The following is an 11,813-nucleotide window of genomic DNA, read 5'->3' as shown; positions in this document are numbered from 1 at the left end:
GTTCAAGTGGGTCAACACGGTCCTGGGCAATCTCAAGACCAGCTTTTCGGGGTGCTACCACGCGCTTGCCTTTCGAAAGTATGGCGCTCAGTACTTCGCGGCTTTCACCTACCGATTCAACCGCCGATTCGATCTCAGGACCTTGAACGCGCGGCTCCTGCTCGCCGCGCTAGCCTGCGCGCCGCAGTCCCAGCGCTCGATTCGGGCGGCTGACGTTCATTGCTAATTAGGTTCGTTGATGCCTGTGCCGTTGCCAGCGGATGAAATCAAGGTCCGACCACAGTTCACGAGGCGCGGGCTGTCAATTCAAGGGTTCGGTGGATAGTCAGGAGGACCTGGAAAATGGGCCGACCCAATAATTCCAGCGAAGGAGCCGATCAAGCACAAGTTTATGCGCTTGGCCATTCAGATCAAGAATTGGAGCGCCTTGCCGTACAAGCACACCTATCGATCCGATCACCCGAAGATTCTGTCGAGAGGTCGGGATCGGCATCCGGAATGCGGGTGCTTGATGTGGGCAGCGGTGCCGGTGACATCACCTTCCATTCCCGAGGCCCTTTGACGCTGTCGTTGGCCACTGCGTCCTCGTCTTCCAGCGCGACCCCGCGAAAGCGCGCCATGCAAGTACGGCCTGGCGGCGTTGTCGTTTTCCATGAACCCGACTTGTCCAGCGAGCGTTCGTTTCCATCGGTGGCAACTTGTGATTGCTGCTGCCGATGGGTTGCCGAGACTCTGCGCTTGTCGGGCACCGACCCGTGCATGGGGCATCAGGCTGCATGCGACGTTCGTCGCTGCGGGATCACCTGTGCGGTCGATGCGCTTGGAATCCACCATCAGTGGCGGTGCGGACAGTTCGGATCACGTACGTTTCAAGGCAGATCTCGCTCGCGCACTTGTTCCCGAAATGCGACGTTGCGGGGTGGCGACCGTTGATGAGGTCGACATCGAGACGCTGGCTGGACGTATGCTGGATGAAGTCATCGCCAGCGGCAGCGTCATTGTCGGACACTCCGAGATCGGTGCGTGCTCTCGCACCTGATTGGTCGGAAGCGGGTGATGCTTCCCCTGTGGGACGTCCTGCGGTTGACCTTCGCCCGTGATCCTCCGGAGAGAGACTCATGCCATACGCCACCAGGCTCATTGCCATCGCGCACCAGATGAAACAGGCACAGGATGAGGTACGCCAGATCCCGCCGTTCAGTTCTCGCGGCCGTTCTTGAGGAGCAACCCGAGTACCTGCCACTACAGCCCGGCGAACTGGTCACGACGGGCACCCTCACCGTCGCGCAGCCGTTGAGTGTTGGCCAATGTTGGCACGCTGAAGTGCCGGGCATTGCCCTGCAGGGACTTCGCGTGGAGTTCTCGTGGTGATCATCCCCCATGTGTTTCCTACCCTTCAATCGAGCGGACAACCGCAGCGCCACTATCGCACGAGTCGTTTAGTCCATTGCCGAAAATCGGGAACCTGGCTTTATGGCATATCGCTCATTGCCAATATGTCCTCTGGGTGGAGCACCGCTCAAGCCACTGGCTGAATTCAGGGGACCGCTATAAGATACCGTTTGGTAAGCTTGGGTAAGGCAGCGTAATTTTGACGACGGTGGATCAGTAAGTTCAGTGGAGGCACACCATGGGCAGACGCCCCTTGCGTATCGGTCTCTCCGCACGCATCTACCACCCGGTGGCCGGTGCCACCGGATTGCAGTCAAAATCCCTGCAGTATCTCGAGCAGTCCGTGGCGCACTGGGTGATGTCCCGCAACGTGATGGTTTTCATGATTCCGGCGGTCAGTGGCGACGCCACCGTCCATCGCAGCAGCATCCGGCTCTCGGACTACCCGGAATATCTGGATGGCCTGATTCTGCAAGGTGGTGCCGACATCAATCCGCAAAGCTACGGGGAGACGCCAGCGCATCCGGACTGGGCGGGCGATCGGGTTCGTGACGCCTACGAAATGGAACTCCTCCTGGAATTCATGGAAGCCGGGAAGGCAGTCCTCGGAATTTGTCGTGGCGCGCAACTGATCAACGTGGCACTCGGTGGAACGCTCTATCAGGACATCGCGACACAGATCGCGACAGCGGCCGAGCACGTTCATGCCGATTACGACCGGCACAGTCATTTGGTCGAATGGGCCGACAAGTCGGGGCTCACCAGGCTGTATCCGGGCACGAGCGGCGGACGAGTGGTGTCGATTCATCATCAGGCGATCAAGGTACTGGGCCGGAACCTGAGGGTCGAAGCGCGCAGCACCGACGACGGAGTCATCGAGGCCGTACGCTTGCAAGGCAGACCTTATGTCCTGGGGTTGCAGTGGCACCCGGAGTTTCATCCGCCCGGCAGCGACGATCTATTGGATTGCACGCCAATCCTCGACGAATTCCTGGCTGCCGCGCGCGGCCGATTCTGGTGAGCAGAGGCCCGGTACTGTCCTGATCCGGCGTTCCCGTCCGGTTTCGAAAGCACCACTCACCCGCCAGATACCCGAGCGGTTCCGTTTCGTCGCCAGGCGCCTCTGCATCTCGCGGTCGTGCCCACTGACCGCCGCAATTTTCCAATCCGCCCGGGCACGGGGAAACTCGAGTGTTTCGCTGAACCTGTGCCATGCGAACTGAACCCATTGCTGCCGGTCGTATCTCGCAACCGGAATGAGGAATCGACAATGAAAAACCTGCTCGGGTGCAACGACGCCCTCCTCACCGCCATCCCGCGGTTGCCACACTCGCAGCGCCGGCTGGCTACGGTGCAGCGTCCCCGTCGTTGCAGGGCATGCTGATCGGAGGGCGAATAACCGCGCGTCGGCCGCGCCGGTTTTGACCCGCGCGATGATCAGGTGCACCACCGGCAGCCGGCTTGCATGGTCCTGCGGGTCAAAATACAGGACGCGAACCATCACTTCTGACATGATTTGCCTGTCCAGAACCAGATCCTCCATGTTCCGATGATCCATACCAGCTACGCCACTCGCGGCATGGTCGTTGCGCCGCATGCCCTTGCCAGCCAGTCGGCCATCGCGGTGCTGCGCGAGGGCGGCAACGCGATCGAGGCGATGATTGTCGCCGCTGCGACCATTGCCGTTGCCTATCCGCACATGAATTCGATCGGTGGCGACGCCTTCTGGCTGATCCAGGTGCCGGGGCAGCCGGTACGGGCGCTCGATGCCTGTGGCGCCGCGGCTGGCGCGGCGAACGTGGACTGGTTCGCCGCGCGCGGCATGCGCGAGGTCATCCCGTTTCGTGGTGGCGCGGCGGCCAACACGGTCGCGGGAACGATCTCCGGATGGGACGCGGCTTACACGCTGAGCAGCCAGCTTGGCGGCCGGCTGCCGCTTGCCCGCCTGCTGAGCGACGCCGTCGGCTATGCGCGCGACGGCGTTCCGGTGACGCGCAGCCAGTATGCCGCGACCGTCGGCAAGTGCACGGAGCTGGAGGCGCAGCCCGGTTTTGCGCGCAGCTTTCTGCCGGACGGGGCGCCGCCGCTTGCCGGCAGCCGCTTCCGCCAACCGCGGCTGGCCGCCACCCTCGAACATCTGGCGCGGGTCGGACTCGACGACTTCTACCGCGGCGAGCTGGCCCGCTCGCTGGCCGCCGATCTGGAAGCCGTCGGCAGCCCGCTGCGCCTCGCCGACCTCCAGGCGCAGCGGGCGCTGTGGCGCGCCCCCTTGACCCTCGAACATTCGCGCGGCACGCTGTACAACATGCCGCCACCCACCCAGGGGCTGGTGTCGCTGTTGATCCTCGGCCTCCTCGACCGGCTGGATCATGGCGCCGTCGAACCGGAGGGCGCGGACTACGTGCACCTCGCCGTGGAAGCGACCAAGCAGGCCTTCGCCATCCGGGACCGCTACCTGACCGACCCGCACTACATGCCGGTGGACGCGCAGTCGCTGCTGGCCGACGCGGCACTGCAGACGCTGGCCGAAGGTGTGCAGAGCCACCGCGCCGCGCCCTGGCCGCCCGGCCGGGGGCCGGCCGACACGGTCTGGATGGGTGCCATCGACGAAGCGGGCTGCGCAGTCTCGTTCATCCAGAGCATCTACCACGAGTTCGGCAGCGGCATCGTGCTCGGTGGCAGCGGCGTCAACTGGCAGAATCGCGGTTGCAGCTTTTCGCTCGACGCGCGTGCGCTCAACGTCATCCGGCCCGGCCGCAAGCCCTTCCACACCCTCAATCCAGCCATCGCCCGGCTGCGCGACGGGCGACTGATGGTCTACGGCAGCATGGGTGGTGACGGCCAGCCGCAGAGCCAGTGCGCGGTGTTCACCCGTTGCGCCGTTTTCGGCATGGAGCCGCAAGCCGCGATCAGCGCACCGCGCTGGCTGCTCGGCCGCACCTGGGGCCGGAGCAGCGACACGCTCAAGCTGGAGTCGCGCTTTGCGCCGGAAGTGGTGGCCAGGCTGCGCGCGCTGGGGCACGCGGTCGAAGTGCTGCAACCTTTCGACGAAGCCATGGGTCATGCGGGATGCATCATCCGTCGTCCGGATGGCTTGCTGGCGGGTGGCGCCGATCCACGCAGCGACGGCTCGGCGGCCGGTTTCTGAGCGGGAATCGCGCTGCCCCGGAAGTGGTGTCCGGTGCTGCCATGTCGTCTCGGTGGCCGGTGGAATCGCCCCCGGCGTTCGACGATCATCCGGTATTGCTCGGGCCGAGCTGCGCTGCGCCGACCTTGAAGCAGATTTGACGACGGCTCGATCAGCCCCGCGGTGGCGGACCTGGCTGCCCCCATCCCGTTGGCGGTCCGGCGTGCCTGGCTGGCGATCATGCAGGCGACGTATCCGGCCTGATGGCGCAGGCAGTCGCCGACCGTCTGGCCATCGATCCCGACGGTTGCCAGCGCATCGTCGAACGCGAGGCCGGCAGGGATGCCGCACCGCTCGACCGGATAGCGGCACCCTTCAGCGGTGTTCAATGGCACCGGCAGGCAGTCGGTGTGCTGGCCGCTGATCCCGACGACCATGTCGGTGCTCGGCAAGTTGTGGATGTAGGGGATGTGCTTGTCGCCTATGCCCCGGATGTCGTGCTCACCCGAACCGTTGCACAGGAGGGTCGGGCATTCGGTTGCCTCGACGGTCACGATGCGTCCCCCGGGTTCCTGTTCGAGGTGCTTACCGCTTGCCAGTGTGCCGCCGATACCCGAGGCGGACACATGGTCCGCCAGTCTGGCCCGTCGCTGACCGCCGCTCACCGCGTCGAACAGTTTCTCCAGCGCTGCGCCAGGTGGTTCCCGAATTCGCAGCTTCCCGGTCGAGGGTCGGGATGATGCGGGTTGTCCGGGTGCACTGTCGCAGCCGGTGCACTTGGTCACTTGGTCATCGAGCGGCTCTTCTGCTAGGGTTCGGCTGCACGGCATGCCCTTCCTGTACGACTTGGGGCGGGGTTTGCTTGTTTTCCGGTGGCCGGAGGCGCTGCATTCCGGTCGACCCTCGTCATCCAGCCCGGCCGCTCCTTGCCCGAACACCACCCCATGTTGCCTTCCCTCCGTCGCTTCTACCCTGTGGCTGCCTTTCTTGGCGGCTTTGCCTGGGATGCCCTGACACTCGGCCAGCGCATCCGGGTCATCGATTTCTGGCGTCTCGGGGCCTTTCTGTCCGGCGCAGCCCTGCTGACGCTCTGGCTGGCCCGGCGCGAGGCACTGGCGGGGGTGCCGCCACCAGTGGAGCGCTCCTTGTTCGGTCGCCTGCGTTCGCTCGTCTGGCAAGCGCCCTATCTGTTGCTGCAGTTCTTTTTTGGCGGCATCTTCTCGGCGCTCTTCATCCTCTACTTCAAGAGCTCGGGACACCTCGGCACCTGGCTGATGGCGGCCTTTCTCGGTGCCCTGCTGGTCGGCAACGAGTTTGCCGGGGATCGTTACGGTCGACGCTTCACCCTGACCTGGGTCCTGTTCGCACTCAACGCCATCCTGCTGATGAACTTCGCCCTGCCGCATGCCCTGGGCAGTCTCGATCCCCTCTGGTTCCATGTTTCGACCGCCGCCGGCGTACTTCTGACGCATGGCCTGCGCTGGCTGGCGCCGGCCCGGCCGGGGCGTATCGGGCCGGCCTGGGGACTGGCCGTGCTACTGATGCTGGCCTGGAGTCTCGACATGATCGCGCCGGTTCCCCTGGTCAAGCGTGACCTGGCGGTTGGTCAGGAGGTCGGTCGGGACGCCGGTCGCTATGCGGTGCAGATCGAACCGGCGTCCTGGTGGCAGCTCTGGCGCAACCAGGCAACCATCGTGCATGTTCCCGATGATGGGCGGCTCTACGGCGTATCGGCGGTGTTTGCACCGCCCGGCGTAACGGCCGCCCTCGAACATCGCTGGGAGCTGCACGAGGCCAACGGCTGGCGAGTGGTCTACCGCCGGCCTTTCCAGAGTACGGGTGGTCGCGATCGTGGCTTTCGCGGCTATTCGTGGGTACTCAATCCCCCGCCCGGCGAATGGCGCTTCATCGTCGCCACCCAGGATGGTCGTACGATCGACATGCTGCGCTTCGCGGTCGAGCCGGGGCCGCCGTCGCGCGACGACCTGCGCATTCAGGAATTCAACTGACCACGGACAAGCGTGGGGTGCCCCGGTCATCGGCGGTACTCTCCCTGCCCGTCCCGGTTGCTGCATCAGGCAACCACGCCCGCCAGCTGCCAGATCGCAAAGCCGAGCAGGAACAGGCCGGCGAGGCGGTTGATCGCCTGCATGACGCGTTGTCCGATGCGCTGGCGAAGCGCCGCGACGCCGAAGGCCAGGGCCAGCCACCAGAGGGCCGAACCGGACAGCACGCCGAGGATCATGATGACCATCGCCGCGCTGCTGGTCGCCGCTGCGCCGCCAATCGTTGCAAACACTGCGATGAACGAGAAGATGGTCATCGGGTTGGTCAGCGTCAGCGCGAAAACCGAGGCGAAGGCACGCCATGAGCCGACGCTGTCGGATGCTCTTGCCGCCCCCGCAGCAGGGGCGGCGCGTAGCAGCCGAACACCCATCCAGCCGAGCACGATGGCTCCAACGATGGCGAGCGGCGTGGCGAGGGTGACGAAGAAGCGTGTCACCATGGCCAGGCCGAGGGCGCCGAGCGCACCGTAGACGCCATCGGCGGCGGCCGCACCGAGGCCGCTGACGAAGCCGACACGCGCGCCGTGCACCAGTGTGCGCTGAATGCATAGAAGGCCGATCGGTCCGACCGGTGCGGCAATCGACAGACCGATCAGAGCCGCCTTGAGAAACAGGAAAACATCCATCGCGCAATCCCCGGGCAAGCGTCCTCAGACGGTTCATTCTGGCAGTGAGGCGTGTTCTTTTGAATGGAGAAATTAAGGCGGATCGGGTAGATTGCCTTCCTTATTCCTGTCCTTGACCGATCTGCCGAACAATCATGGAGCTTGACAGCAAAGCCTGGAAAATCCTCTCCGCTGTGCAGCGCGACGGCCGTATCTCGCTCAAGGCGCTGGCCGATCAGGCCGGCCTGTCCGTCCCCGCGGTATCGGAGCGTCTCAAGCGGCTCGAAGAGGCCGGCGTCGTCACCGGTTACCGTGCGGAAGTCGATCCCGTGGCGCTTGGTTACGGGGTGATGGCGATGATCGGCATGACCACGCCGCAGGCCGACAAGGCAAGGCTGATCACCCTGCTGCGCAGCCTGCCCGAAGTGCGGGAATGCCTGCATGTCACCGGCCAGGACTCCTACCTGCTGCGCGTCGTGACGAAGGACATCGGCCACCTCGAGCACTTCGTCGGCCTGATCAACCATTACGGCGAAACCCGCACGGCGATCGTCATGTCGGCGCCGATCCCCTTGCGCCCGCTGGCGCCACTGGCTGCTGGAGCGCCGTAGGCAGGGGAGGCTGTTGCTGACGCAGCGGGTTCCTGGCTGCCCGACAGGCCGACCGCCGTCCGGCGCGCAGGACAGTCAAGGCGGCAGGGCGCGGGCGATGGCCAGCAGACTGACCTGTGTCGCGCCGTGCAGCTTGACGGTACGCGCCAGTTCGTCCAGCGAGGTGCCGGTGGTCATCACGTCGTCGACCAGCAGCAGCCGCTTGCCGTCGAGATCCGACGCGCAGTCGAAAGCGCCACGCACATTGCGTGCCCGTTCGCGCCAGGGCAGATCGGCCTGGGCGATCGTGTGGCGGGTACGGCGACAACTGGTGGCGTCGATCGGAATTCGCCAGGCGGCGCTCAACGCCCGGGCGATTTCGAGTGCCTGATTGAAGCCGCGTTCGCGCAGGCGCAAGGGGTGCAGCGGCATGGGAACGATCAGGTCCGCCTCGATCCGCTTGGTCAGCGAGGCGAGCTGATGCCCGAAGTAGCTGCCGAGCGCCAGCCGATGGCCGTACTTGAACGATTGCACGAGTCGGTCGATCGGAAAGGCATAGCGATAGACGGCCGAGGCCACATCGTAGTGCGGCGGCTTCGTCAGGCAACGCCCACAGACCTCACCCAGCGGTGTTGGCAGGGCGCAACGCGGGCAGCGGGGCAGCGCCAGTCGCGGCAGCCCCTGCGCGCAGGCGGGACAGAGGAGGCTGTCACCGCTCTCTGCGGCGCACAGCAGACAGTCCTGGGCGAGCAGGGCGGCGCACGATCTGCGGACCAGGCCTGCCGTTTGCGTTAAGATTGACATCCTGCGAGTGCTCGTAAAGAATCCGTACTGACTGGCCTCATCACCCCACCCCTCAGGTTTACCATTCATGAATGCAATTCCGCAAGCTGACGCGCTGATGCGCGACGATGCCACCCCGGTCCGCAGCGCCCGCTGGACGGTCGCCGAAGTCGAAGCGCTCTACCAACTTCCGCTGATGGATCTGATCTATCGGGCGCAGCAGGTGCACCGCGAGAACTTCGATGCCAACGAGATTCAACGCTCGACACTGCTTTCCGTCAAGACCGGTGGCTGTTCCGAGGATTGCGGCTATTGCTCGCAAGCGGCACGCTACAATACCGAGACCGAACGCGAAGCCCTGCTGCCACTCGATGAAGTGATCGCCGCGGCGCAGGTCGCCAAGGACAAGGGCGCCTCGCGCTTCTGCATGGGTGCCGCCTGGCGTGGCCCCAAGGACAAGGATCTGGCGCAGGTCGGCGCGATGATTCGCGCGGTCAAGGGTCTGGGTCTGCAGACCTGCGTCACCCTCGGCATGCTCAAGGACGGTCAGGCCAATGAACTCAAGGAAGCTGGCCTCGACTACTACAACCACAACCTCGACACCGATGCCTCGTTCTATGGTCAGGTGATCACCACGCACAAGCACGCCGACCGCATCGATACCCTGGGCCAGGTCCGTGCAGCCGGCATCAAGGTCTGTTCGGGCGGGATCATCGGCATGGGCGAATCGCGCCGCAACCGCGCCGCGCTGATCGTCCAGCTCGCCAACCTCGATCCACCGCCCGAATCGGTGCCGATCAACAATCTGGTACCCATTCCGGGAACGCCGCTGGCCAACGTCGCGCCGATCGACAACTTCGAGTTCGTGCGTACCATCGCTGCCGCGCGGATCACCATGCCGACCAGTTTCGTGCGGCTGTCGGCTGGCCGGCAGGCGATGGCTGAGGAATTGCAGGCACTGTGTTTCCTGGCCGGAGCCAATTCGATCTTCTACGGTGACAAGCTGCTGACCACCGGCAATCCTGAAGCGGACCGCGACGAAGCACTGTTCGAAAAGCTCGGACTGCGGCCGATCTAGCGCCTGATGGAGCGGGCGCCGGCGCAGTTCGTCGATCAGCGCCAGGTCCGACGGAATTTCGCACGCGCGGCGGCGACTTACGACGAGGTCGCCGTGCTGCAGCGCGAGGTCGGCAGCCGCATGCTCGAGCGGCTCGACTACGTGCGCATCGAGCCGCAGCGCATCCTCGATCTCGGCTGCGGCACCGGCGCCAGCCTCACGGCGCTGCACGAAAGATACCCGAAGGCGGCGCTGATCGGTGCCGACCTCAGCGAAGCGATGTTGCGGGTCGGTCGGATACGGCGTTCGCGCCTGCGCTGGCTACTGCCGTTCCTGCGCAGCAACCGGCTACCCGTGGTGGCTGCCGAAGCGACCTCCCTGCCCTTGCGCGCGCAGTCGGTCAGTCTGTTGTGGACCAACCTGATGCTGCACTGGCTGGACGACCCGCTGCCGGCATTGCGCGAAATGCACCGCTTGCTCGAGCTCGACGGACTGTTGATGTTCTCCGCTTTCGGGCCGGACACCCTGAAGGAGTTGCGCGCCAGTTTCAACGATGGTTGCATCCACACGCAGCGCTTCATCGACATGCACGATTACGGCGACATGCTCGTCGAATGCGGCTTTGCCGACCCGGTGATGGATGTCGAGGTGCTGACCCTGACTTACACCAGTTTCGATGATCTGCTGGCCGACATCCGCCGCAGCGGCTCGACTTGCGCGATGCAGGAGCGACGGCGCGGACTGACGGGGCGTTCGGCCTGGGCGGCAGCGCGCGCCGCCTATCAGCGGTTGGCCAGCGCCGGTCGCCTGCCGGCAACCATCGAAGTGGTCTACGGCCACGCCTGGAAAGCACAGCCGAAGAAGACCGCCGACGGGCGGACGATCATCCGCTTCGATCCGCAGCAGCGCAGCCGCTGAGCGGGCAGCGGCCCGGTGACACCGCAGCCGGATGGTCGGCTAGCGGAAGAACTCCTCCAGGCGTATGAATACCTCGTGTTCGGCGCCGTGCCGGCGCACCGACAGCACGTCCTCGAGTTTTTCCACTTGCTTGACCATCTGGTCGAGGCGTTCGTCTTCATTGACCAGCAGCCAGATGCGGCTGGTTTCGCCACTGCCCACCGGCATGACCAGAATCGCCTCGACGTTGTAGGCCCGGCGTGAAAACAGGCCGACGACATGCGACATGACGCCGGCGTGGTTGTTGACCTCCAGTTCGAGCACCGTGCGGGCCAGCGCCTGATTTTCCGTTCTTGTCAGCGAGTTCATCGTTCAGCCTCCGATCATTTCCTTGTTGGCCGCACCCGGCGGCACCATCGGCAACACCTGTTCGTGCATCGCGATGCTGGCGTGGATCAGCATCGGGCCGGGCGTCGACAGGGCGCGGGCCAGCGCGGCGAGTGGCTCGCTTTCCTGGTCGAGGTCGAGGGCGGCCACCCCGAAACCTTCGGCAACCCGGATGAAATCGGGCATGCCCTTGAATTTCGAAGCGTAGATGCGTTCGCCGTAGAACAGTGTCTGTTGCTGGAAGACCAGGCCGAGCGACGAGTTGTTCATCAGGACGATCTTGACATTGACTCCCTCTTCGGCAGCGGTCACCAGTTCCTGGATGTTCATCAGGATGCTGCCGTCACCGGTGAAGCAGACCACCGTTCGTTGCGGTTCGGCGAGCGCCGCGCCGATTGCCGCCGGCACGCCGAAGCCCATCGTGCCGAGGCCGCCGGAGGTCAGCCACTGCCGCGGCCGGCGCAGCGGATAGGCTTGTGCCACCCACATCTGGTGCTGGCCGACATCGGTGGTGATCGTCGCTTCGTCGTCCAGACAGCTGGCGACCGCACGAATCAATCCATACGGCGTGCGCGGATCGTCGACGCCCGGCATGCGCAGGGGCTGCGCCTCCTTCAGGCTGGCGACGCGCGCCAGCCAGTCCTGACGCGGCGAGGCGTCGATGGCCGGCAGGAGCCTCTGCAACACCGTGCTCACGTCGCCCGCGATGCCGACATGCGCGGTCTTGATCTTGTCCAGTTCGGACGGGTCGATGTCGATGTGAATGATTCTGGCCTGTGGGCAGAAACCTGCCACCTTGCCGGTCGCCCGATCGTCGAAGCGGGCGCCGACGGCAATCAGCAGATCGCACTCGTCGAGCGCCAGATTGGTGCAGCGCGCCCCGTGCATGCCGAGCATGCCCAGTGACAG

At 64.9% G+C, this 11,813-nt stretch carries 14 protein-coding genes; 8 read left to right on the top strand and 6 right to left on the bottom strand.

The window, feature by feature from the left end:
• From JNK99_RS03905 to JNK99_RS03895, 3 genes are all read left to right on the top strand, one after another.
• Window positions 1–226, top strand: a 226-nt coding sequence (locus JNK99_RS03905; protein ID WP_291848898.1) for a transposase, incomplete at its 5' end; no start/stop codon positions are given.
• Window positions 227–820: 594 nt separating this feature from the next.
• On the top strand, window positions 821–1,039 hold the full coding sequence (locus JNK99_RS03900) for a hypothetical protein (RefSeq protein ID WP_291848895.1): 219 nt from the start codon (window positions 821–823) through the stop codon (window positions 1,037–1,039).
• Between the two features lie 591 nt (window positions 1,040–1,630).
• On the top strand, window positions 1,631–2,413 hold the full coding sequence (locus JNK99_RS03895) for a type 1 glutamine amidotransferase (RefSeq protein ID WP_291848893.1): 783 nt from the start codon (window positions 1,631–1,633) through the stop codon (window positions 2,411–2,413).
• Here JNK99_RS03895 and JNK99_RS03890 read toward each other — a convergent pair.
• Window positions 2,351–2,935, bottom strand: a complete 585-nt coding sequence (locus JNK99_RS03890; RefSeq protein ID WP_291848891.1) for a hypothetical protein — start codon at window positions 2,933–2,935, stop codon at window positions 2,351–2,353. The two genes, JNK99_RS03895 and JNK99_RS03890, sit on opposite strands and share 63 nt — an antisense overlap.
• A 6-nt stretch (window positions 2,936–2,941) precedes the next feature.
• Here JNK99_RS03890 and JNK99_RS03885 point away from each other — a divergent pair, with 6 nt between their 5' ends.
• Window positions 2,942–4,540 (top strand): gamma-glutamyltransferase family protein, encoded by a 1,599-nt coding sequence (locus tag JNK99_RS03885; protein ID WP_291848888.1) that lies wholly within the window; start codon window positions 2,942–2,944, stop codon window positions 4,538–4,540.
• Here the strand turns inward: JNK99_RS03885 and JNK99_RS03880 are convergent.
• Window positions 4,453–5,304: a hypothetical protein gene (locus JNK99_RS03880; RefSeq protein WP_291848886.1), complete on the bottom strand. Its 852-nt coding sequence runs from the start codon at window positions 5,302–5,304 to the stop codon at window positions 4,453–4,455. The two genes, JNK99_RS03885 and JNK99_RS03880, sit on opposite strands and share 88 nt — an antisense overlap.
• Window positions 5,305–5,463: 159 nt before the next feature.
• On the opposite strand from JNK99_RS03880, the gene JNK99_RS03875 reads away from it, so the two are divergent.
• The gene (locus tag JNK99_RS03875; RefSeq protein ID WP_291848883.1) at window positions 5,464–6,528 is read left to right on the top strand and encodes a DUF2914 domain-containing protein; all 1,065 of its coding nucleotides are present in this window, start codon (window positions 5,464–5,466) and stop codon (window positions 6,526–6,528) included.
• Window positions 6,529–6,593: 65 nt separating this feature from the next.
• Here the strand turns inward: JNK99_RS03875 and JNK99_RS03870 are convergent, their stop codons facing one another.
• Window positions 6,594–7,211 (bottom strand): LysE family transporter, encoded by a 618-nt coding sequence (locus JNK99_RS03870; RefSeq protein ID WP_291848879.1) that lies wholly within the window; start codon window positions 7,209–7,211, stop codon window positions 6,594–6,596.
• Between the two features lie 134 nt (window positions 7,212–7,345).
• Here JNK99_RS03870 and JNK99_RS03865 point away from each other — a divergent pair, with 134 nt between their 5' ends.
• On the top strand, window positions 7,346–7,801 hold the full coding sequence (locus JNK99_RS03865) for an Lrp/AsnC family transcriptional regulator (protein ID WP_291848876.1): 456 nt from the start codon (window positions 7,346–7,348) through the stop codon (window positions 7,799–7,801).
• Window positions 7,802–7,876: 75 nt separating this feature from the next.
• Here JNK99_RS03865 and JNK99_RS03860 read toward each other — a convergent pair whose 3' ends face one another.
• Entirely contained in the window at window positions 7,877–8,584 is a 708-nt protein-coding gene (locus JNK99_RS03860) for a ComF family protein (RefSeq protein ID WP_291848873.1), read from the bottom strand.
• Window positions 8,585–8,681: 97 nt separating this feature from the next.
• Between JNK99_RS03860 and bioB the strand changes: the two genes are divergently transcribed.
• Window positions 8,682–9,641: a biotin synthase BioB gene (gene bioB / locus JNK99_RS03855; protein WP_291848901.1), complete on the top strand. Its 960-nt coding sequence runs from the start codon at window positions 8,682–8,684 to the stop codon at window positions 9,639–9,641.
• Window positions 9,642–9,647: 6 nt separating this feature from the next.
• Window positions 9,648–10,538, top strand: a complete 891-nt coding sequence (bioC, locus tag JNK99_RS03850) for a malonyl-ACP O-methyltransferase BioC (RefSeq protein ID WP_291848870.1) — start codon at window positions 9,648–9,650, stop codon at window positions 10,536–10,538.
• Between the two features lie 39 nt (window positions 10,539–10,577).
• On the opposite strand, the gene ilvN is transcribed toward bioC, so the two are convergent.
• Together ilvN and JNK99_RS03840 are read right to left on the bottom strand one after the other, a co-directional pair.
• Entirely contained in the window at window positions 10,578–10,886 is a 309-nt protein-coding gene (gene ilvN / locus JNK99_RS03845) for an acetolactate synthase small subunit (RefSeq protein ID WP_291848867.1), read from the bottom strand.
• A 3-nt stretch (window positions 10,887–10,889) separates the two neighbouring features.
• A partial coding sequence (locus tag JNK99_RS03840) for a thiamine pyrophosphate-dependent enzyme (protein WP_291848866.1) occupies window positions 10,890–11,813 on the bottom strand: 924 nt, incomplete at its 5' end.

Origin of the sequence: Accumulibacter sp. (genome assembly GCF_016789985.1) — a bacterium.
Lineage (GTDB): Bacteria > Pseudomonadota > Gammaproteobacteria > Burkholderiales > Rhodocyclaceae > Accumulibacter.
The sequence above is the reverse complement of the archived record's forward strand: the minus strand, read 5'-3'. Positions and strand labels throughout refer to the sequence as shown.

What these genes read in the sequence shown, in the direction of transcription:
- JNK99_RS03870 (WP_291848879.1), bottom strand. Translation starts at nt 7,211, where the DNA reads ATGGATGTTTTCCTGTTTCTCAAGGCGGCTCTGATCGGTCTGTCGATT.
- JNK99_RS03890 (WP_291848891.1), bottom strand. Translation starts at nt 2,935, where the DNA reads ATGGAGGATCTGGTTCTGGACAGGCAAATCATGTCAGAAGTGATGGTT.
- JNK99_RS03885 (WP_291848888.1), top strand. Translation starts at nt 2,942, where the DNA reads ATGATCCATACCAGCTACGCCACTCGCGGCATGGTCGTTGCGCCGCAT.
- JNK99_RS03895 (WP_291848893.1), top strand. Translation starts at nt 1,631, where the DNA reads ATGGGCAGACGCCCCTTGCGTATCGGTCTCTCCGCACGCATCTACCAC.
- JNK99_RS03860 (WP_291848873.1), bottom strand. Translation starts at nt 8,584, where the DNA reads ATGTCAATCTTAACGCAAACGGCAGGCCTGGTCCGCAGATCGTGCGCC.
- ilvN (WP_291848867.1), bottom strand. Translation starts at nt 10,886, where the DNA reads ATGAACTCGCTGACAAGAACGGAAAATCAGGCGCTGGCCCGCACGGTG.
- bioB (WP_291848901.1), top strand. Translation starts at nt 8,682, where the DNA reads ATGCGCGACGATGCCACCCCGGTCCGCAGCGCCCGCTGGACGGTCGCC.
- bioC (WP_291848870.1), top strand. Translation starts at nt 9,648, where the DNA reads ATGGAGCGGGCGCCGGCGCAGTTCGTCGATCAGCGCCAGGTCCGACGG.
- JNK99_RS03875 (WP_291848883.1), top strand. Translation starts at nt 5,464, where the DNA reads ATGTTGCCTTCCCTCCGTCGCTTCTACCCTGTGGCTGCCTTTCTTGGC.
- JNK99_RS03865 (WP_291848876.1), top strand. Translation starts at nt 7,346, where the DNA reads ATGGAGCTTGACAGCAAAGCCTGGAAAATCCTCTCCGCTGTGCAGCGC.